A 20,311-nucleotide genomic window follows, 5' to 3' on the forward strand; every position below is an offset into this window, starting at 1 on the left:
CGCACACGCGCATGGCCTCCGATGACACCCCAGATGCGGTAATCGAAGACCGCCCCGACGAGACATCGGCGTCCCGGCAAGAGCCGGAGCGCCGTTGTATCCTGTCGGGTATCCATGGACCGCGCGCCGGGCTCATCCGTCTTGTCGAGGGGCCTGACGGCGCACTGTGGCCGGACCTTGGCGCCCGCCTGCCCGGCCGTGGCGCCTGGGTTGCGCCGGATCGCCCGGCCCTCGAGGCCGCTATGGCGAAGGGCCGCCTCAAGGGCGCGCTGGCGCGTGCCTTCCGCGCCAGTCCACCGGCAATTCCGGCCGATATCGCGGATCGAATCGCCCAGGGGCTGGAAAGGCGCGCGCTCGACAGGCTTGGCCTTGAACATCGCGCCGGGCACCTCATCTTCGGGTCTGACAGGATCACGGAACATGCGCGCGCCGGAAGGCTGCATCTGCTGCTGCACGCAGGTGATGCGGCCGAAGACGGGACACAGAAGCTGAACCAGGCCTTCCGCAGCGGCGGGGGCGACATGAAGGATGTCACGCACCTGCCATGCGGGCGGGTCGCCTTGTCTCGGGCGCTCGGTCGTGACAATATAGTGCATATAGGCGTCACCGATGGCAAGGCGGCAGCGCGGATCGCAACAGATGTCACGCGCTGGCTGTCCTTTCATGGCAGCGATGGAAATTTGAACGACGGCGGGCATGGGCCCAGCCGGCGGAACGACGAAGGACGGGAATGAGCGAAGAGGAAAAGCCGAAGCTGGGCTTGAGGCCGCAACTCGGGGTGAAACGCACTACCGAGGTGAGCCAGGTGAAGCAGAGCTTCAGCCACGGCCGCACCCACAAGGTTGTGGTCGAAACCAAGAAGGCCCGCGTGCTTCGCAAGCCCGGTGAGCCTGCCCCGGCCAGCGCCGAGGCGGCCCAGCACGAGGATGCCCCGTTCGCCCGCACGGAAACCCCGGCGGCTGAACAGCTGTCGCCTGCGACGCCTGAGGCATCCTCTGTTGCTCCGGCTGTGCCACCGGCCATGCCCAAGGCGCCGCCGCCGCCTTTCCACGTGATGACGGATGATCCGTTGCCGAAGGATGAGCCACGCCCCGCGACCGCGCGTCAGGGCGAAGCGGATGCTGCCGAAGAAGCGGCCACCCCGGCCAGCGAAGCGGCTCCTGCTCCTGCTCCTGAGGTCGGGAAGGCTGCCGAAGTGGCAAAGCCGGAAGCAGCCATGCCCGAGGAACCGGAGACGGAAGCGCCTATGGCTGAAAAGCCGGCCGAGCCTGCCACGCCAGAGCCGGAGGCCGTGACCGGAACACCCGTCGCGAAGACGGAAGAGCCCGCCAAGGCCGCTCCGACCGCCCAGGCCGGGCAGAAGCCGGATGCCGGCAAGCCCGTGGCAAAGCCCGCGCCGGCCCCGAAGGCACAGCCGGCTGCAAAGCCTGCGCCGCAAAAGCCTGAACTGACGGCCTTGCAGAAGGCCCTTTCCAACCCGCGTCTCACCCCGCGCGAGCGCTCGCAACTGCTGATGCGCCTTGCCGAGGAAGAGCGGCTGCAACTCGCCGAGGAAGCCCGCATCCGCGAGGTGCGCGAGCGCGCCGAGCGCGAGGAGGCCGAACGTCGGCGCCTTGAGGAAAAGGCCCGCGCCGAAGCCGAGGAGGCCGCACGCGCCGCCGAGGAAGCAAGGCGTGCAGCCGAAGCTCCGCCCAAGCCGGCCGTCGTCGAGGAAGAAGACACAGCGCGCAGTGGCCCTGCCGGCCGCCTGACCCGGCGCACGCCCGAACCGCCGGCCAAGCCCAGCCGCCCGCGCGTGGATGAGCGCCGCCCCGGCAAGCTCACCATCACGCGTGCGCTCGGCGGCGACGACGGCTTCCGTGGCCGTTCGCTTGCCTCCATGCGCCGTGCGTCGGAAAAGCAGAAGCGTTCCGCTCATGGCGGCGGCAACACGGCCCAGCCCCGCACCCAGCGCGAAGTGCAGGTGCCCGAGGTTATCACCGTGCAGGAGCTTGCGAACCGCATGGCCGAACGCGGCGCCGACCTCGTGAAGGCGCTGTTCAAGATGGGCATGCCCACCACGATCAACGCTTCGATCGATCAGGATACGGCCGAACTTCTCGTCACCGAATTCGGGCACATCATCAAGCGCGTGTCCGACGCTGACGTCGAACTCGGCATCGAGGGCGAAGCCGACCGCCCCGAGGACATGAAGCCGCGCCCGCCGGTCGTGACGATCATGGGCCATGTCGATCATGGCAAGACCTCCCTGCTCGACGCGCTGCGCGGCACCGATGTCGTGGCGGGTGAAGCCGGTGGCATCACCCAGCACATCGGCGCCTATCAGGTGACCCTGAAGTCCGGGGAGAAGATCAGCTTCCTCGATACGCCCGGCCACGAGGCCTTCACCGAAATGCGCGCCCGCGGCGCCAACGCGACAGACATTGTCGTGCTGGTGGTTGCCGGTGACGACGGCATCAAGCCGCAGACCATCGAGGCGATCAACCATGTGAAGGCGGCCAATGTGCCGATGATCGTGGCCATCAACAAGATGGACAAGCCCGGCTCGGATGCCAATCGCGTCCGCACGGACCTCCTCCAGCACGATGTGCAGGTCGAGGCCATGGGCGGCGAAGTCCAGGATGTGGAAGTCTCGGCACTGAAGCGCACCGGCCTCGAGGAGCTGGCTGAAAAGATCCTGCTGCAGGCAGAGCTTCTCGATCTGCAGGCCAACCCGGACCGGATGGCCGAGGCAACGGTCGTGGAAGCCAAGCTCGACAAGGGCCGCGGCCCGCTCGCCACGGTTCTCATCCGGCGCGGGACGCTCCGCACCGGCGACATCTTCGTCGTCGGCACCGAATGGGGCAAGGTGCGCGCGCTGGTGAACGACAAGGGCCAGACGATCAAGGAAGCACCGCCTTCCCTGCCCGTCGAGGTGCTCGGCCTTTCGGGCGTGCCGCAGGCCGGCGATACGCTGAGCGTCGTTGAAAACGAGGCCCGGGCCCGCGAGATCGCGGACTATCGCCAGCAGGTCGCCCTTACCAAGCGCACCGCGGCCCAGCCGGCGAGCCTGGAATCCATGTTCTCGGCCATGGCCGAGAAGAAGGCGATGGAATTCCCCGTTGTCGTCAAGGCCGATGTCCATGGCTCAACCGAGGCGATCGTCTCGGCGCTCAACAAGCTGTCGACTGACGAGATCCGCGTGCGCGTGCTGCATTCGGGCGTGGGTGCGATCACCGAATCCGATGTCACGCTGGCACGGGCTTCGGGCGCCCTCATCATCGGCTTCAACGTGCGCGCCAACGCCAAGGCACGGGAAGCCGCGCATCAGGCCGGCGTACCGCTGAAATATTATGACATCATCTACGACCTGCTCGACGAAGTGAAGGCCGGGATGGCTGGCAAGCTCGGGCCGGAATATTTCGAGAATGTGGTGGGCCGCGCGGATATCCGCGAAGTCTTCCAGGCCGGCAAGTTCGGCAAGGCTGCCGGCTGCCTCGTCACCGAGGGCTATATCAAGCGCAACCTCAAGGCGCGCGTGCTGCGTGACGATGTCATCGTCTACAATGGCTCGATCGCGTCGCTGCGGCGCTTCAAGGATGATGTCACCCAGGTCGAGAAGGGCTATGAGTGCGGCATCGGGCTGGAAAACTTCCAGGACATCCAGGTCGGTGACGTGATCGAGACCTTCGAGGTCGAGGAGCGTCTGCGCAGCCTGTGAAGCACAAGCCAGACAGAGAGGGCCGCTCGGTCCGGACCCTGAAGGTGGGCGAAGCCATGCGCCACGTGCTGGCCGATGTGCTGGCGCGCGGGGATATCCGGGACGATGTGCTGAACCGGCACATCGTCTCCGTCTCCGAAGTGCGGGTATCGCCCGACCTCAGGCACGCGACGGCCTATATCATGCCGGTAGGCGGCTCGCCCGAGGATGAGGCCGCAGTGCTGAAGGCGCTGAACGCCCATGCAAAGCGCCTGAAGGGCGAACTGGCCCGGCGGGTGAACACGAAATATGCCGCCGAAGTCCATTTCCGGGTGGATGAAAGCTTTGCCGAAGCCGCGCGCATCGACGCCCTGCTGCGCGCACCCGCGGTGGCACGCGATCTCGGAGAGAATGCCCCGCCCAGCCTTCTTGACGAAGACGGCGAGATCAGTTGAGCTAGAGCACGCCCGCCGCAGCGTGCATGCAACATGAAAGGGGGCCGGCATCTGCTGCCAGCCCCCTTTCTCTTGCCAGCGAAACAGCGGATCAGCGTGTCGGAACAGGCTTTTCGCCACTGTAGTCGTAGAAGCCGCGCCCGTTCTTCCGGCCATACCAGCCGGCTTCGACATATTTGGTAAGAAGCGGCGCCGGGCGGTATTTCGGATCACCCGTGCTTTCCTGCATCACCAGCATGATGGCGTGCAGCGTATCGAGGCCCACGAAATCGGCGAGTGTGAGCGGCCCCATGGGATGGTTTGCGCCAAGCCGCATGCCGGTATCGATGTCCTCGACACTGCCCACGCCCTCGCCAAGCGCAAAAATGGCTTCGTTGAGCATCGGGCAGAGAATGCGGTTCACGATGAAGCTCGGGCTGTCCTCCGAAAGGATGGCGATCTTGCCCAGCGTCTCGATATAGGCGCGCGCGGCCGTGCGGCTGGCATCCGATGTCGCAAGGCCCGGAATGATCTCCACCAGCTTCATCACAGGCACGGGGTTGAAGAAGTGCAGGCCCAGAAAGCGGTCGGGGCGATCCGTGCTGGCGCCCAGCATGGTGATGGAAATGGAAGAGGTGTTGCTGGCCAGCAGACAGTCAGGCGAAAGCTTTCCGGCAAGGCCGGAGAAGATCTTCTGCTTCAGGCCGACATTCTCGGTCGCCGCCTCGATCACCATGTCGGCAGTGCCGAAGCCGTCCATGTCGCCGGCGGGCGCTATGCGCGCCAGCAGCGCCTGCGCCTCGTCAGCCGTGAGGTTGCCGCGTGCCACCTGGCGGTCAAGCTGCTTGCCGATGGCGGCCTTTCCGGCGTCCGCGCGCTCCTGGGAAATCTCCGACAGCATGACCCTGTGGCCGGCCGCCGCCGAAACCTGGGCAATGCCCTGCCCCATCATGCCTGCCCCGATGATGCCGATAATCATGATTGCGCCCTCGCGTTGCTGTGACAAGGCGCGTGGTAGCGCCCGCACCCGGCCGGCACAACAGCGCTGCGCCGACTGGGCGCGGGGCGGGGCCGGCCACTATCGAGCAGGCCGGCCGCGAGAACAGGCAATCAGGCTGAAGCCGGCTGCAAAGCGGGCTTCAGCCAGTGCCTCAGTGACCCTTGCGGTTGGTGCGCCGGCCCATTTCGCGATCAAAGGCTGTCAGCGCCTTGTCGGCAGCGCCATTGGCCGCAAGATCGACTGTGGCCGCGTCATGGCTCACGCTGATGGGGTCATATCCACGCGGGCGGATTTCCAGCACGGCGCGTTTGTCGGTGCCGCCACGCTGGCCGTTGAAGTCCCTGACGTGCAGTTCGACACGGGTGATGTCTTCGGCGATGCGGGCCAGCTTCTGGCGAATGGATGCCTCGACCCGTGCGCGAACATCATCGTCGCCTGTGATGTCGTTGGCGGTGTTAAACTGGAAGTCCATCGTTTCCGGGCCCTTTCATTTGAACAAGGTGGCAGGCCAGCGGCCTTACGATCCGGACAACGCCATCAAGGAAGCTGCCCTTCCCTTTCATATGGCGACTCATGGGCCTTTTTTCGATGGCTTCCCGGCCTTTTATGCGGGGAAAGGCAGAAACAGAAAGGGCAGCCGCTTGTCACGGCTGCCCTGTCTTCATGATGCTGGCATGCAAGGCTGGTCCTGCATGCCATATGCCTCCGCCCAGCCGTCAGGCCGGGGCTGAGATGGCCTGTCAGAGCTTGGACGTCAGCTCGGGCACGACCTGGAAGAGATCGCCCACGAGGCCGAAGTCCGCCACCTGGAAGATGGGGGCTTCCTCATCCTTGTTGATGGCGACGATGATCTTCGAGTCCTTCATCCCGGCGAGGTGCTGGATGGCGCCCGAGATGCCGACGGCGACATAGAGTTCCGGGGCGACGATCTTGCCGGTCTGGCCGACCTGATAGTCGTTCGGCACATAGCCGGCATCGACCGCAGCGCGCGATGCGCCGACGCCCGCGCCCAGCTTGTCAGCCAGCGGTTCGATCACTTCGGTGAACTTCTCGCCCGAGCCGAGCGCGCGACCTCCCGAGACGATGATCTTGGCGCTGGTCAGTTCCGGACGGGCCGAAACGGTCAGCTCCGCACCCTTGAAGGTGGAAAGGCCGGCATCGCCGGCACCGCTCACGGCTTCGACGGAAGCGGAACCGCCGGTGGCCGCGGCCTTCTGGAAGGCGGTGCCGCGCACGGTGATCACCTTCTTCGCATCCGAAGTCTTGACGGTCGCGATGGCGTTGCCGGCATAGATCGGACGAGTGAAGGTGTCAGCCGCTTCCACCGACAGGATGTCGGAGATCTGGGCGACATCGATCAGGGCCGCAACGCGTGGGCTGATGTTCTTGCCGCGCGAGGTGGCAGGCGACACGAGCGCGTCATAGTTCGCCATCAGGCCGGCCACGAGCGGGGCGACATTCTCGGCAAGGGCGGCTTCATAGGCGGCATCATCCGCCAGCAGCACCTTGGAGACGCCTTCGATCTTCGCGGCTTCGTCGGCCACGCCCGCGCAGCCCTTGCCGGCCACCAGCACATGCACTTCGCCGCCGGCGAAACCGGCAAGCGCGGTGGCAGCCGATACGGCGGCGAGGGTGGCGTCCTTCAGGCTCTGGTTGTCATGTTCGGAAAGGACCAGGATGCTCACGCGATGGCTCCCGCAGTCTTGAGGTTCTGGATGAGTTCGTCGACCGTCTTCACCTTGATGCCGGCCTGGCGCTTCGGCGGCTCGGTCACCTTCAGGGTGCTGAGGCGGGGCGTGACATCGACGCCATAATCCGCCGGGGTCTTGTTGGCGATGGGCTTCGACTTCGCCTTCATGATGTTCGGAAGCGACGCATAGCGCGGCTCGTTGAGGCGGAGGTCGGTGGTGATGATGGCCGGCATCTTGAGCGCGACCGTCTCGAGGCCGCCGTCCACTTCACGGGTGACATTCAGCGTTTCGCCCTCGACGTCGACCTTCGAGGCGAAGGTGCCCTGCGCCCAGCCCAGAAGCGCCGCCAGCATCTGGCCGGTCTGGTTGGCGTCGTCGTCGATCGCCTGCTTGCCGAGGATCACGAGGTTCGGGTTTTCCTCGCCGGCGATCTTCGCCAGCAGCTTGGCAACGGCGAGGCTCTCGGTCGGGCCGTCGACGGTGACGAGAATGCCGCGGTCAGCACCCATGGCCAGCGCCGTGCGCAGCGTTTCCTGCGACTGGGCCGGGCCGACGGACACGACGACGACTTCGGTCGCCACGCCCTTTTCCTTGAGCCGTACCGCTTCTTCGACGGCGATTTCGTCGAAGGGGTTCATGCTCATCTTCACGTTGGCGAGTTCGACACCGGTCTGGTCCGGCTTCACGCGGACCTTGACGTTGTAATCGACGACCCGCTTGACGGGCACGAGTATCTTCATGGGCTTTTATGCTCCCAGGCTGCTTCGCGAGAAATGATGGCTGCTCCATGCGCAACAGGCGCGCCCGAGTCAACGAACAGGGGGGCTGACAGTTGACGCAGGCAGCCCCGGTTCGATGCTGAAGGCTCAGTCGCCCGTCTGGATCCTGTCCACCAGCTGCTTCACCGTCGGGATGAAGCCGTTGGAATAGAAGGGATCGGTGCGGAAGTTGAAGGCGGCGTGGCCGGCGAACATCAGCTCATGCTCCGGATCCTCGCCATGGGCGATCGCCTGCAGCGTCTTCTGGATGCAGAAGCTGCGCGGATCGGCGAGATAGCCGGTGGTGAAGTCGTCATGGTCCTTCCAGGCCGAAAAGGCGCAGTGGCTGAGGCAGCCCATGCAATCGGCCTGGTCCTTGCGGATCAGCTTCGCCTCGGCGGTGCTGACGAACACCAGCGTGTTGTCGGGCGTCTTCAGCGCCATGTCGAAGCCCGCGCCATGCCATTCCCGCGCACGGTTGAGATCATCGCGCGTGACGAAATAACGCTTGCGCCCGACGCCCACGTCCAGTTCGAACTGATGGTCTCCGGCAGCCTCGGTCGAGAAGGCGATCTGCCGTTCCGAGCGCCCTTCGAGGTTGCGAAGGAAGCTGTTGCGCACGGCCGAGGAATAGAAGCCCGTGGGCGAGAAGCGGTGCAGCAGGATGTCACCTTCCTCCAGCAGCGGCAGCCGCGCCTTCCAAGCATCGGGAATCGGGCTTTCCTGCGTAAGCAGCGGCCGCGTGCCGAACTGGAAGGCGATGGTGCCAAGCTCGGGGTTGTCGAGCCAGTGCGCCCAGTCCCGCAGGTACCAGACGCCGCCGGCCATCACGATGGGCACGCTGTCGGGGATGCCGCCCTCGCGCATGACATCGCGCAGTTCCTTCACGCGCGGGTAAGGGTCTTGCGGCTTGCGCGGATCCTCGGCGTTCGAAAGGCCATTGTGGCCACCGGCAAGCCAGGGGTCTTCATAGACAACGGCACCGAGCCATTCGCTGGCCTTGGAATAGGCGCGCTTCCAGAGCGCGCGGAAGGCGCGGCCGGAAGAGATGATCGGATAGTAGTGGACTCCGTGGCGCGCCGCGATCTCGGACAGCTTGTAGGGCATGCCCGCGCCACAGGTGACACCATGCAGCATGCCTTTCGTGCGCTCCAGCACGCCTTCCAGCACCCGCTGGGCGCCGCCCATTTCCCACAGCACGTTGATGTTGAGCGCGCCGCGCCCGGCCCGCAGCTCGTCCGCCGCGAGATCATAGGCCCGCTTCACCTGCTGGACTGCGCCGTCGATGGCATAGGCCACCAGTTCCTCGTGGCGGCCGGGGCGTGTGGGGCTGTGATAGACCTGCGGAATTACATCGCCGTTCTCGTCGTAACTGTCAGCGTTGACGGCGGAAATCGTGCCAAGACCGCCCGCGCGCGCCCATGCGCCGGACGACTGGTGGTTGGTGGCGGATACGCCCTTGCCGCCTTCGACAAGGGGTAGAAACTGGCGTCCGCCGATGGTGAGCGCGTTCAAGGCCTGCATCATGTCTCCTGTATCGGCCCTGCCTTAGCAGCAGGTGCGACGAAATGCTTGCATCAAATTGTCCGGGTTCAGGGGCTCAGCTTTCCGGGGCTCAGGCCCTCAGTCGAAGGCGGCCGCCACCACAGCTGCGCGCAGGTCCGGGATGCCGGCCTTCGTCTCGCTGCTGGTGGCGATGAGCACCGGGTGGGCGGCCGGGTGCCTGCGCGCTTCGGCAGCCACGCCCTCCAGCGTTTCCGCCAGCGCCGTGGGTTTCACCTTGTCGGCCTTGGTCAGGATCAGCTGGTAGGAAACCGCGGACTTGTCCATCAGTTCCATGATCTCGCGATCCACCGGCTTCAGCCCGTGGCGGCTGTCCACCAGCACCAGCACCCGCTTCAGGGTCGGCCGGCCGCGCAGATAGTCTCCGATCAGCCGCGCCCAGGACCTCACCACATCCTTCGGGGCTTCGGCATAGCCATAGCCCGGCATGTCGACGAGGCGCATCACCGGCGGCTGGCCAACCAGGAAGGTGTTCAGTTCCTGCGTGCGCCCGGGCGTGTTGGAGGTGCGCGCCAGGCCCTGCCGCCCTGTCAGGGCGTTGAGCAGCGAGGATTTGCCGACATTGGAGCGGCCTGCAAAGGCCACCTCCGGCAGCACGGCCGGCGGCAGGACATCGAGCCGCGGAGCCGACAGTTCGAAGCCGATCGGGCCGGCGAACAGCTTGCGGGCCTGTTCCAGCCTGTCTTCCGGAAACGCCGTCACTTCGAGGGCGCCGGCGCTGGCGCCGGATGCTTGCGGATGAGCACCCATTGCTGGAGGATGGATACGAGGTTGTTCACGATCCAGTAGATCTGGAGACCGGCCGCGAACGGCGCCATCATGAACATGAAGATCCAGGGCATCCAGGCAAAGACCTTCTGCTGGATTTCATCCATCGGCTGCGGGTTCAGCTTGAACTGGGCGTACATGGTGATGCCGAGCAGGATGGGCAGGACGCCGATGGCGATGATCGCCGGCGGATCGAAGGGCAGCAGGCCGAACAGGTTCAGCGGCGTCAGCGGATCGGGGGCGGAAAGATCCTTGATCCACAGGAAGGCCGGCTCATGGCGGATTTCCACCGAGATGAGCAGCACCTTGTAAAGCGCATAGAAGATCGGGATCTGGATGAGGATGGGCAGGCAGCCGGCCAGCGGATTGATCTTTTCCCGGCGATAGAGCTCCATAAGCTCATATTGCTGCTTCTGCTTGTCTTCCTTGTACTTTTCCTGAATCTCCTTCATTTTCGGAGCGAAGATCCGCATCTTTGCCATGCTGGCATATTGCTTGTTGGCGATGGGAAAGAGCAGCGCCCGCACGACCAGCGTGAGGCCGACGATCGCCAGTGCATAATTGCCGAAAAGCCCATAGAGCCATTGCAGCAGCGCGAAGATGGGCTGGGCGATGAACCAGAACCAGCCCCAGGCCAGTGCCCGGTCGAACAACGGTGCGCCGAGATCGTCGCGCACGGCGTTCAAAAGCCTTGCTTCCTTGGCGCCGGCGAACAGGTGGCTCGTGGCGGTGCGGCTGGCGCCCGGCTCGATGATGCTGGCGGTGTTCAGCCAGTCCACCTGATAGCGGTTGCCTTCGGCTGGCGTGAAGCGCGCCTCGATCTGGCCCTTCTGGTCCGGGATCAGCGCGGCCAGCCAGTGCTTGTCAGTGATGCCAAGCCAGCCGCCACGGCTGCTGATGGTCTGCGCGCCGTCCTTCCGCAGCGTCTCATAGCCGATCTCGCCTTCCTTCAGAGTGCCATCCAGAACCGCGATGGGGCCGACATGCAGGTTGAAGGCATCCTTTTCGGGGCCTTCGCCAGTGCGGTTCACGAAGCCGAAGGAGCGAAGCGCCAGCGGGCTGGCACTGCCATTCGTCACCCGCTCACGCACGGTGAAGATGAAATTCTCGTCCACCGAGAACATGAGTTCGAAGCGGATGGCCGCCGGCGAAGTCCAGCTCAGGGTAACGGGCTTGCCGGGCGAAAGCGTGTCGGCCGATGCCGTCCAGCGCGCATCCGAGGGCGGCGCACCGGGGCCGACCCAGCCGAAGCCGGCGAAATAGGCATTGGCGCTGCCCGAGGGCGCGAACAGGCGCACCGGGGCGGCATCATCGCCCAGCGCAACCCTGTGATCCTTCAACAGCAGGTCGTCGATCCGCGCGCCGACAAGGTTGATCGAGCCGCTGAGGCGCGGCGTCTCGATGCGGACACGCGGCGCTTCGGCAACGACCGCATCCACCGGACGGGGGGCCGTCACAGCGCCGACCGGAACCGTGCCGACAGCCGCCGGGGCGCCACTTGCGGCGGCGCCGGCATCGCCGCCTGCCGCCTGGCTGGTGCTGGCGGGGGGCTGGAGCCATGTTTCCGAGACCCAGGTCCATCCGAACAGGACCAGCGCCGACAGCACGACTGCGAGGAGAAGGTTGCGGTTTTCCTGCGTCACGGATTTTCCTGTGTCATTCGGGACGCCTTCTGGCGCCTGAAGCTGAAGGTTTCTGGAACCGGATCATGGCCATGGCCGCCCCAGGGGTGGCAGCGGCCGATCCGGCGAAGCGTGAGCCACAGCCCGGCCACCAGGCCATGCCGCTTCAGCGCTTCTATTCCATAATGGGAACAGCTTGGCTGGAAACGACACGAAGGCGGCAGGACAAGCGAGAAACTGAGTTGCCACAGACGGAACAGGCCGGCAAGCGCGCGGGCGGCGATGCTCATCCCCGCCTCCCGCCGCCCGGGCGCGGCGCGGCCGCACGGCGCGCCGCCTTGCCAAGGGCCGCTCGCACGTCGTCCATCAATATGGGAAAGGGGCGCTCCTCCGGGAGCGGCCGGGCGATGAAGACATGATCGGCCCCCGGAACGGCATGCTCGGAAAACAGGGCGCGCGCCACTTCGCGCAAGCGCCTGCGCGCGCGATTCCGGGCCACGGAATTGCCGACGCGCTTCGAAACGGTGAAGCCGACACGAGCCTCGCCCGCAGGGCTTGGATTGACCAGAAGGATGAAGGCCGGAGTCGGCACACGAACTCCGGCATTGGCTGCCAGGAAATCCCGACGCCGCTTCAGCCGGCCATCCGCCCAGCCCCAGTTGGATGCTGGCTTCGGCCCGGCGTGCGCCATGTCGCCACGCGCCCCGGTCCCGTCCGCCTCCTGCGGGGGCGGCATGGGGCCGGGCACCATGATCTCAGGCCGACAGGACCTTGCGGCCGCGCGCGCGGCGGCGGGACAGAACCTTGCGGCCACCAACGGTTGCCATGCGGGCACGGAACCCGTGCCGGCGTTTGCGAACCAGCCGCGACGGCTGATAGGTGCGCTTCATCGTGCGAATCCTCGAAAAGAACCAAAGTCGAGCGCCAGCGGAGCGGACCCCGCCGGAAGAGGGCGCGGCATAGCCAAGCCCGCCCCAAAGGTCAACCGCGCAGGCGCAATGGCCGGGCGCCGATGATGCGCCCCGGCCAGGGCCGGAGAATCAGCCCGCCGGCAGGGCGTAGGGCGGATCGGGCAGCGTATCGACGGCGACGGCCAGCGCTTTGGCCCAGCTGTCCCCCAGTTCACGGAAATAGGGGTCATTATATTCGATGCGCGTGAGGCTGGCCGACGAATGGCCCGGTCGCAGGGTCAGGACATCGATGGGCAGGCCCACCCCGAGATTCGAGCGCATGGTCGAGCTCATGCTGAGAAGGCCGATCTTGAGCGCCTTGTCGAGAGGGGTGCGATAGTGGAGCAGCCGGTCGAGAATCGGCTTGCCATATTTCAGCTCGCCGATCTGGAAATAGGGCGTATCCATCCCGCATTCGATGAAATTGCCTTCCCCATAGACAAGGAACAGGCGCGGCGCGCGCCCGTCGATCGAGCCGCCCACCAGCAGCGTCACGCCGATTTCCACGCCCTCCTGGCGGATGGTCTGCTCGATGTCCTTCTTGGCCTCCACCATGGCCTCGCCCACGATCTGGGCGATGCGGAACATGCTGGGCGCGGTTTCCACGAACTCGGGTTCGGTGTGGCCGGGCAGCACCACGCCCTCCTTCAGCCGCGCGATCAGCGCCTGCGTGGTGCTGAGCGAGCCGGCCGAAGCGATGGCGATCACCCGCTTTCCATCCTCTCCGAACAGGCGCAGCTTGCGATAGGTGGAGATGTTGTCGATTCCGGCGTTGGTGCGGGTATCGGCCAGCATCACCAGCCCGTCCTTCACCAGAAGACCCATGCAGTAGGTCATCCTCTCGCCCTTCGTCTGCGGCCTGGGCGCGCCCCGCGCGCCCGGCGTCATTGTGCCTGTGTCTGCGACTGCGACTGCGACTGCGACGAAGCCTTCCGCCCGCGCGCCGTTTCACGCCCATGCACACCAACCGCCAGTGATTCCAGCCCCCCGCCGCGCCGGGAACCCCGGACGGGCGCAGCCTCCAGGCTGTCGAGGCCGATGGCGACCCGCACATGCCCTTCTGTCGCGCAGACGCCGTGGGTCGGATCAAATGCGATCCAGCCCAGGTCATCGATATGGGCCTCTGCCCATGCGTGGGATGCTTCCTGCTCGGGGTGATCGGCCACCGCATAATGGCCCGAGACATAGCGCGCCGGAAAGCCGAGATGGCGGGCTGCGGCAATGAAGATCTGGGCGAGATCCTGGCACACGCCATGGCCGAGCCCGAAGGCCGTATCCGCATCGGTCACGGCCTCCGTGACGCCGGGCTTGAAGACCATGCGGTCGCGGACACCCAGCATGAGCGTGTGGAGCGTATCGAGCCGATCGGCACGGCGGTGCTGCTCGGCGAAGCCAGCAATGGCCGGCGTGATCGTCGTCAGGGCAGTCTGCCGGCGATAGACGAGCGGCGGCAGGCGCTCGGCCGTGCCACGCACCATGCCGGCGCAATCGCCGGTGATGACCGTGCCGCGCACCTCGATCGTGATGTTTTCCACCGGCCGATCAGCGTAGAACATGTGGCAGAGGTTGCCATGCACGTCGGTGAAGGCGCTCACGTGGCCATCGGCGTCGATATCGATCCGCCACTGCACCACCTGCTGGCAATCGGCCTCCTGCGGAGTCAGGCGCAGCAACTGCACGATCCCGGCGGCTGGCTGGGAATAGGTGTAGCGGGTGATATGGTCGATCGCGAGATGCATGGCTGTCTCAGAACAGATACTGCTCGGCGATGGCGTCGCCCAGCCTGTTGTTCGAAACGATGAAGTCCAGCAGGAATTCGTGCAGGCCCGACTGGAAGAGCTTGTCTATGTCGCTCTGGGCGAGATCGCGCAGGGCAGCGGCGGCAAGGCGGTTGGCTGGCCCGCGCCGGCCGCTTCCGGCCGCAAGCTGGTCGAGCAGCCAGACGATATCCTCAAGGCAGGCGATCAGCGATCGCGGCATCGAACTGTTGAAGATCATCAGGTCGGCGACAAGCCAGGGCTTCACGGAATCGCGATAGACCCAGCGATAGGCTGTCAGCGCCGACACGGTGCGCAAAAGCGTCGTCCACTGGAAATAATCAAGGCTTCCACCCACAGGCTCGCTGCGCGGCAGCAGCAGATGATATTTCACGTCCAGAAGGCGCGCCGTATTGTCGGCCCGTTCGATCGTCGTGCCAAGGCGCAGGAACCAGTAGGTCGCCTCGCGCAGCTGGGTGCGGTGCGCCGCGCCATCGAACATCAGGAGCGCGTTGCGGATGCTTTCCGCCACGCGCACCAATGTGCCCCGGTCCGCCTGTGCGCCCTGATGCCGCTGGATCTCGTGCCACGCCTCGTTCACGGCCTCCCATGTCTCGAGCGTGAGCGCGGTGCGGACCGCCCGGCCATTGGTGCGCGCCGCTTCGAGGCAGCGGTAGATGGACGAGGGGTTTTCCGCATCAAGCGCGAGAAAGCGCCCGACATGGGCTTCATCCACCGGAATGTTGCGGGCCCGGAAGGCGTCGGCGACCGTCGCCGAATGGATGGCGCTTTCCCACGCCGCGCGCGCGCCGCCATGCGAGGCCGGCAGCGACGCGAGGCGCACCGTCGCGTCGATCAGGCGGCAGAGGAAATCGGCCCGTTCGAGGTAGCGCCCCATCCAGTAGAGGTTCGAGGCCGAGCGCGAGAGCATCAGCACCCCTCCGGCTCGTCGGGAAGGTCGACCACCCATGTATCCTTGGTGCCGCCGCCCTGGCTGGAATTGACCACCAGCGAGCCTTCCTTCAGCGCCACGCGGGTCAATCCGCCGGGCGCGATGGAAACCCCCTTCGCCCCGGTGAGCACGAAGGGCCTCAGATCGACATGGCGCGGCGCTATGCCGGCTGCCGTCATGGTCGGGCAGGTCGATAGCGCCAGCGTTGGCTGGGCGATGAACTTCGCCGGATGCGCCTTGATGCGGGCGGCATAGTCCTCGCGTTCGGCTTTCGTCGCGTGCGGGCCGACCAGCATGCCATAGCCGCCCGAGCCATCCACTTCCTTCACCACCAGCTCGTGCAGATTGTCGAGCACGTGGGAAAGCGAATCCTGTTCTCGGCAGCGCCATGTGGGCACGTTCTTCAGGATCGGGTCGCGCCCGGTGAAGAAGCGCACGATCTCGGGCATGTAGCTGTAGATCGCCTTGTCATCGGCGATGCCCGTGCCCAGCGCATTGGCGATGGTGAGGTTGCCCGCATGCACCGCCCGCACAAGACCGGGCACGCCCAGCACCGAATCCGGCCGGAAGGCAAGCGGGTCGATGAAATCATCGTCCACCCGGCGATAGAGCACGTCCACCCGCTTCGGCCCTTCGGTCGTGCGCATGTAGAGAATGTCCGAGCGGACGAAGAGATCCGAGCCTTCCACAAGCTCCACGCCCAGCTTGTCGGCAAGGAAACTGTGCTCGTAATAGGCGCTGTTGTGGATGCCGGGTGTCAGGAGCGCGAGGCATGGCTCGCCCGGGCAGCCGCGCGGCGCGACCGAAGCCAGCGTTTCGAGCAGCATGTCCGGATAGGTCTCGACAGGGCGCAGGCCGCCGCCTGCCGACATGGTTTCGATCAGTTCGGGCGCAAGGCGCAGCATGACCTCGCGGTTTTCAAGCATGTAGGACACGCCCGAGGGCGTGCGCGCATTGTCTTCCAGCACATGGAATTCGTCAGGCCCGGTGCGGACGAGATCGACCCCGGCGACATGAACCCAGACATTGGCAGCCGGCCGCCTGCCGACCTGCGGCAAGCAATATTGCGGGTTCAGGAGCACCAGTTCCTCGGGCACGATGCCGGCCTTCAGGCATTCGCGCGGGCCATAGACATCGGCGAGAAACAGGTTGATCGCCTCCACCCGCTGCACCAGCCCGGCTTCCAGCCGGCTCCATTCCGCACCCGACAGCACACGAGGCACGATATCGAAGGGGATCAGCCGCTCCTGGGCATCCGGGTCGCCATAGACGGCGAAGGTGATGCCGATGCGCCGGAAGAAAAGCTCTGCCTGGCGACGACGGGTTTCGAGATGTGCATCGCTGGACGAGGCGAGCCAGCGGGCGACAGCGGCATAGGGCGCGCGGGCGTCTGCCTCTGCGTAGGGCGCGTATCCGAAGGTTTCATCGAATGCAGCCTTTGTCACAGGCGGCATCTTGTGCGCTGCAACAGAGGACCGCAAGAGGCTTTTTCATAGGCCGCCCGGCTTTTTCGCAACGCCCTGCCCGGGCATCGCGAACGCCCCCTTCAGGGTTCGACAGTCCTCGGAGCGGGGTCGCGCTGGCGCGGCGCCTGAGGCCGGGCAGCAGGTTCCGGGCGCGGCGCGCGCGGCGCCGAGATGACAGGCGAGGCCGGACGCGTTGACGGCGCAGTGACCATCGGCCGGTTGCCCGGCGGCCGGGCGGCAGCCTGGGGCGCGCGCCCCTCCTGCCCGGCGCGCGTGCCGGTTCCACTGCGCACGCGATCCGGCGTCGCACGCTGACCGGGCGCCCTTTCACGCTGGGTGCGCGGCTGCCTGCTTTCCTGATTGCCAACACGGGGATTGCCGACGCGGGGATTGCCGCTGCGGGGGTGCGTGCCTTCCACCGACGGGTAGCGCGGCCTTCCGGCCTGCGGCCTGTCAGGGCGCTCGGGGCGCACCACATTGCCGATGCCCGGGCGCGGCCGGTCCTGCCAGCCGGGCCTGACATGCTGGTGCAGGCCCGGCCTCCAGACCTGGCCGACCGGCGCCGTAAGCCACCAGTCATTGCCCCAGCCGCTTGCAGCCCAGCCCGGCGGCGGAAGCGGCGACCAGCTTGCATAGCCGCCGCTCTGGCGCCAGTCGGCCCAGGATGGCCCGAACCGCGTATCGGGCACCCAGAACCAGCCATAGCGGCTGTCACGACCCCAGCGGCCATAATGATAGGTCGCCCAGCCGAAGGGTTCGCGCGAATACCAGCTGCGCCCGAAACGGGGATGCTCACGCCAGTAGCCGACCGAATAGGGGTGCCAGCCCGAACCGATGCCGCCGGGCAGGAAGACACGGCCATAGCGCGGGTGCGAAGCCCAGCTCCCGTAAGGGGAAAGCACGCCGTAGAAGATGTTGATGGAAACCATGTCCCGGCCCCACCAGCCGGACGGGGCACCATAGGGGGTGCCATAGTCGCGCCAGTCGTCCACATAGACGGCGCGTCCGGGCGCTTCGCTCCAGTCAGCGGTGGAAACGCAGCCGCCAAGAGTCGCCAGGAAAAGCAACGGGGCCAGAATGGTCTTTTTCATGGCCCGAAAATGCAACGACGCGGGTGAACGGGGATTGAACCCCCCGTTCACCCGCGCCTGCACGGATTGCCTCAGGCCGCTTCCGCCATCAGCCCCGCTTCAAGCCGGCCGAGATGATGGTCGAGATCGCCCCACTGCGTCTCGATGATGGACAGTCGCTTGAAATAATGGCCCGTCGAAAGCTCGACAGTGATGCCGATGCCGCCATGGATCTGCACGGCCGACTGCCCCACGAAGCGGGCGCCCTTGTTGACCTTGACCTTGCACTGGCTGACCCATTTGGCGCGCTCGGCATCGTCGAGCCGAAGCGTTGCCATCAGGGTCATGGACGCGGACTGCTCCACCTCCATGAACATGTCCACCATGCGGTGCTGCAGAACCTGGAAGGCGCCGATGGGCTGGCCGAACTGCTTGCGCTGCTTGGAGTAATCAAGCGTGATCTCATGCAGCTTGCGCATGGCGCCGACGGCCTCGGCACAGGTGGCGACAGCGGCATGATCGACCAGCTGCTCGATCAGCGGCAGCGCTTCGCCTTCCGCGCCCAGCAGCGCCTCGGGGCCGACAGCCACATTCTCGAAATAGAGTTCGGACGCCATGTAGCCATCGACGCAAGGGTAGTCGCGGCGGACAATCCCCTTCGCCCCCGCCTCGACGAGGAAAAGCGATACACCCGAGGCCTCCATCTGCGATCCGCCGGTACGGACGGTGACGAGATAGTGGCTGGCATAGGGCGCGGCGACGACAACGGCCTTGTGGCCATTGATCACCCAGCCCGCGCCGTCGCGCTTCGCCGTCGTGCGCAGGTTTGCCAGATTGTAGCGCCCCTGCGGCTCGGCATGGGCGAAGCCGAAGACGACATCGCCGGAAATGATTCCGGGAATCATCTGGGCGGCATGCGCGCCACCGGCAGCCAGAAGCGCCTGGCCACCCACCACCACCGTCGGCACATAGGGCTCAACGGCGATCACATGGCCCAGTTCTTCCATCAGCACCATGGAATCGACAGGCCCGCCGCCGAAACCGCCATGCGCTTCGGGAAGCGCCGCACCCAATATGCCAAGCTCGGTCGCCAGCGCCTTCCAGATGCCGGGGTCACGGCCGCCTGGCATCCGCAGCATCGCCTGGCGTTTGTCGAAGTCGTAATTGTCGGCAAGGTAGCGGCGCAGCGTGTCGCGCAGCATGCCCTGCGTTTCGGTGAAATTGAAGTCCACCCGGTCCTCCCTGATCTTGTCCCTGTTGCCGAAGGTCGCCCGGGCTCAGAGCCCGAGGACCATCTTGGCGATGATGTTGCGCTGGATCTCGTTCGATCCGCCGTAGATCGAGGTCTTGCGCATGTTGAAATAGGCCGGCGCGGCGCGGTGGGCGAATTCCGGCCCGATGGGATATTCGTTCGATCCCTCGGGGAACTGGCGGAAATAGGGCGCGGCATAATGGCCGGCCGCTTCCAGCACCAGTTCGGTGATGCGCTGCTGGATTTCGGTGCCCTTCACCTTCAGGAGCGAGGATTCAGGCCCCGGGCCCTTGCCGGAGGCTTCACCGGCAAGCGTGCGCAGTTCGGTGAATTCCAGCGCCGTCAGGTCGGTTTCCAGCTCCGCCACCTTGCGGCGGAAGAAGGGGTTGTGGAGCAGCGGCTCGCCGGCGCCATCCTGCTGGGAACGCGCAATGCCCTTCAGCCGCTCGATGCCGCGCTTCGACCGCGCGACGCCGGCGATGCCGGTGCGCTCGTGCGCCAGAAGGAACTTGGCGCAGGTCCAGCCCTTGTTCTCTTCATGGATGCGGTTCTCTACCGGCACCTTCACATTGTCGAGGAAGACCTCGTTCACCTCGTGGCCGCCATCGAGCGTGATGATGGGCTTCACGGTGATGCCGGGTGTCTTCATGTCGATCAGCAGGAAGCTGATGCCTTCCTGGGCCTTGGCGGTCGGGTTGGTCCGGACGAGGAAGAAGCCCCAGTCGGCATGCTGGGCCAGCGTCGTCCAGGTCTTCTGGCCGTTGACGATGTAATAGTCCTTGCCGTCCTCGGTCACGCGCTCGGCGCGGGTGCGCAGGTTGGCGAGGTCGGATCCGGCGCCCGGCTCGGAATAGCCCTGGCACCACCACACATCACCCGAAAGGATGCCGGGCAGGTGCTTCGCCTTCTGCTCGGGCGTGCCGAAGGTATAGATCACCGGGCCGACCATGTTGATGCCGAAGGGCAGCACGGCCACCGTGTCTGCACGGGCAAGCTCTTCCGAGAAGATGTAGCGCTGGGTCGCGGTCCAGCCGGTGCCGCCATATTCCTTGGGCCAGGCCGGTGCCGACCAGCCCTTCTTCGCCAGGATTCGATGCCATGACAACATGTCCTCGCGGCCGAGCTCGTCACCTTCGTCCTGCTTGCCACGCAGGCTGGCCGGGTAGTTTTCGGCAATGAACGCACGCACTTCCTCGCGGAAGGCAACCTCTTCCGGGCTGAACGCCAGATCCATGAATCTCTCCCTTCTTCCATGCTGTGCTAGCACTGCTGACCGCCATCAGGAAGCGGGGAAAAAGGTTCAAGGCCACATGCCGTCGCACTCGCAGCGCCTTCCCGTGGCACCCCTC

General features: G+C 65.8%; 19 protein-coding genes and 1 pseudogene. 3 read left to right on the top strand and 17 right to left on the bottom strand.

Annotated elements, in window-relative coordinates:
* Positions 1 to 11: 11 nt before the first annotated feature.
* Genes ACUJ46_RS09345 through rbfA form a run of 3 tightly spaced genes read left to right on the top strand, consistent with a single transcriptional unit; the run spans position 12 to position 4,134 of the window.
* Entirely contained in the window at positions 12 to 734 is a 723-nt protein-coding gene (locus ACUJ46_RS09345) for a DUF448 domain-containing protein (RefSeq protein WP_445390214.1), read from the top strand.
* Positions 731 to 3,700 carry a translation initiation factor IF-2 gene (gene infB / locus ACUJ46_RS09350; protein WP_445390215.1) on the top strand — a complete coding sequence of 990 codons (2,970 nt, stop codon included), beginning with the start codon at positions 731 to 733 and terminating at the stop codon, positions 3,698 to 3,700. The genes ACUJ46_RS09345 and infB overlap by 4 nt, the downstream gene beginning before the upstream one ends.
* Entirely contained in the window at positions 3,697 to 4,134 is a 438-nt protein-coding gene (rbfA, locus tag ACUJ46_RS09355) for a 30S ribosome-binding factor RbfA (protein WP_445390216.1), read from the top strand. The genes infB and rbfA overlap by 4 nt, the downstream gene beginning before the upstream one ends.
* A 91-nt stretch (positions 4,135 to 4,225) precedes the next feature.
* Here rbfA and ACUJ46_RS09360 read toward each other — a convergent pair whose 3' ends face one another.
* The 17 genes and pseudogenes from ACUJ46_RS09360 to ACUJ46_RS09440 all read right to left on the bottom strand — a co-directional run bounded on the left by ACUJ46_RS09360 (position 4,226) and on the right by ACUJ46_RS09440 (position 20,196).
* Positions 4,226 to 5,092, bottom strand: coding sequence for a 3-hydroxybutyryl-CoA dehydrogenase (locus ACUJ46_RS09360; protein WP_445390217.1), 867 nt, complete (start codon positions 5,090 to 5,092; stop codon positions 4,226 to 4,228).
* Between the two features lie 172 nt (positions 5,093 to 5,264).
* Positions 5,265 to 5,585, bottom strand: a complete 321-nt coding sequence (locus ACUJ46_RS09365) for an HPF/RaiA family ribosome-associated protein (protein WP_445390218.1) — start codon at positions 5,583 to 5,585, stop codon at positions 5,265 to 5,267.
* Positions 5,586 to 5,853: 268 nt separating this feature from the next.
* On the bottom strand, positions 5,854 to 6,798 hold the full coding sequence (locus tag ACUJ46_RS09370; protein ID WP_445390219.1) for an electron transfer flavoprotein subunit alpha/FixB family protein: 945 nt from the start codon (positions 6,796 to 6,798) through the stop codon (positions 5,854 to 5,856).
* Positions 6,795 to 7,544 (bottom strand): electron transfer flavoprotein subunit beta/FixA family protein, encoded by a 750-nt coding sequence (locus tag ACUJ46_RS09375; protein ID WP_445390220.1) that lies wholly within the window; start codon positions 7,542 to 7,544, stop codon positions 6,795 to 6,797. Before ACUJ46_RS09375 ends, ACUJ46_RS09370 begins: the two co-directional genes overlap by 4 nt.
* A gap of 126 nt (positions 7,545 to 7,670) precedes the next feature.
* Positions 7,671 to 9,089: an NAD(P)H-dependent flavin oxidoreductase gene (locus tag ACUJ46_RS09380; RefSeq protein ID WP_445390221.1), complete on the bottom strand. Its 1,419-nt coding sequence runs from the start codon at positions 9,087 to 9,089 to the stop codon at positions 7,671 to 7,673.
* 96 nt (positions 9,090 to 9,185) lie between these two features.
* Entirely contained in the window at positions 9,186 to 9,875 is a 690-nt protein-coding gene (yihA, locus tag ACUJ46_RS09385; protein ID WP_445390222.1) for a ribosome biogenesis GTP-binding protein YihA/YsxC, read from the bottom strand.
* Positions 9,824 to 11,536, bottom strand: coding sequence for a membrane protein insertase YidC (gene yidC / locus ACUJ46_RS09390; protein ID WP_445390223.1), 1,713 nt, complete (start codon positions 11,534 to 11,536; stop codon positions 9,824 to 9,826). Before yidC ends, yihA begins: the two co-directional genes overlap by 52 nt.
* Positions 11,537 to 11,589: 53 nt before the next feature.
* Positions 11,590 to 11,805: pseudogene (gene yidD / locus ACUJ46_RS09395) on the bottom strand (membrane protein insertion efficiency factor YidD); the annotation flags it as partial.
* Positions 11,802 to 12,251 (bottom strand): ribonuclease P protein component, encoded by a 450-nt coding sequence (gene rnpA, locus ACUJ46_RS09400; RefSeq protein WP_445390224.1) that lies wholly within the window; start codon positions 12,249 to 12,251, stop codon positions 11,802 to 11,804. The gene rnpA and the pseudogene yidD, both read right to left, overlap by 4 nt.
* Positions 12,252 to 12,270: 19 nt before the next feature.
* Positions 12,271 to 12,405 (bottom strand): 50S ribosomal protein L34, encoded by a 135-nt coding sequence (rpmH, locus tag ACUJ46_RS09405; RefSeq protein WP_445390225.1) that lies wholly within the window; start codon positions 12,403 to 12,405, stop codon positions 12,271 to 12,273.
* A gap of 150 nt (positions 12,406 to 12,555) precedes the next feature.
* Positions 12,556 to 13,302, bottom strand: coding sequence for a peptidase (locus ACUJ46_RS09410; RefSeq protein ID WP_445390226.1), 747 nt, complete (start codon positions 13,300 to 13,302; stop codon positions 12,556 to 12,558).
* A gap of 47 nt (positions 13,303 to 13,349) precedes the next feature.
* A complete protein-coding gene (locus ACUJ46_RS09415) occupies positions 13,350 to 14,204 on the bottom strand; it encodes a transglutaminase family protein (protein ID WP_445390227.1) in 855 nt (284 codons plus the stop codon).
* Between the two features lie 7 nt (positions 14,205 to 14,211).
* The gene (locus ACUJ46_RS09420) at positions 14,212 to 15,153 is read right to left on the bottom strand and encodes an alpha-E domain-containing protein (RefSeq protein ID WP_445390228.1); all 942 of its coding nucleotides are present in this window, start codon (positions 15,151 to 15,153) and stop codon (positions 14,212 to 14,214) included.
* Positions 15,153 to 16,619 (bottom strand): circularly permuted type 2 ATP-grasp protein, encoded by a 1,467-nt coding sequence (locus ACUJ46_RS09425; protein ID WP_445390229.1) that lies wholly within the window; start codon positions 16,617 to 16,619, stop codon positions 15,153 to 15,155. The genes ACUJ46_RS09420 and ACUJ46_RS09425 overlap by 1 nt, the downstream gene beginning before the upstream one ends.
* A gap of 101 nt (positions 16,620 to 16,720) precedes the next feature.
* The gene (locus ACUJ46_RS09430) at positions 16,721 to 17,731 is read right to left on the bottom strand and encodes a DUF6600 domain-containing protein (RefSeq protein ID WP_445390230.1); all 1,011 of its coding nucleotides are present in this window, start codon (positions 17,729 to 17,731) and stop codon (positions 16,721 to 16,723) included.
* A gap of 71 nt (positions 17,732 to 17,802) precedes the next feature.
* Complete coding sequence (locus tag ACUJ46_RS09435) at positions 17,803 to 18,942, bottom strand: acyl-CoA dehydrogenase family protein (protein WP_445390231.1); 1,140 nt, start codon at positions 18,940 to 18,942, stop codon at positions 17,803 to 17,805.
* 45 nt (positions 18,943 to 18,987) lie between these two features.
* A complete protein-coding gene (locus ACUJ46_RS09440; RefSeq protein ID WP_445390232.1) occupies positions 18,988 to 20,196 on the bottom strand; it encodes an acyl-CoA dehydrogenase family protein in 1,209 nt (402 codons plus the stop codon).
* Positions 20,197 to 20,311: the final 115 nt, after the last annotated feature.

The sequence above is a fragment of the Sandaracinobacteroides sp. A072 genome, from assembly GCF_052616365.1.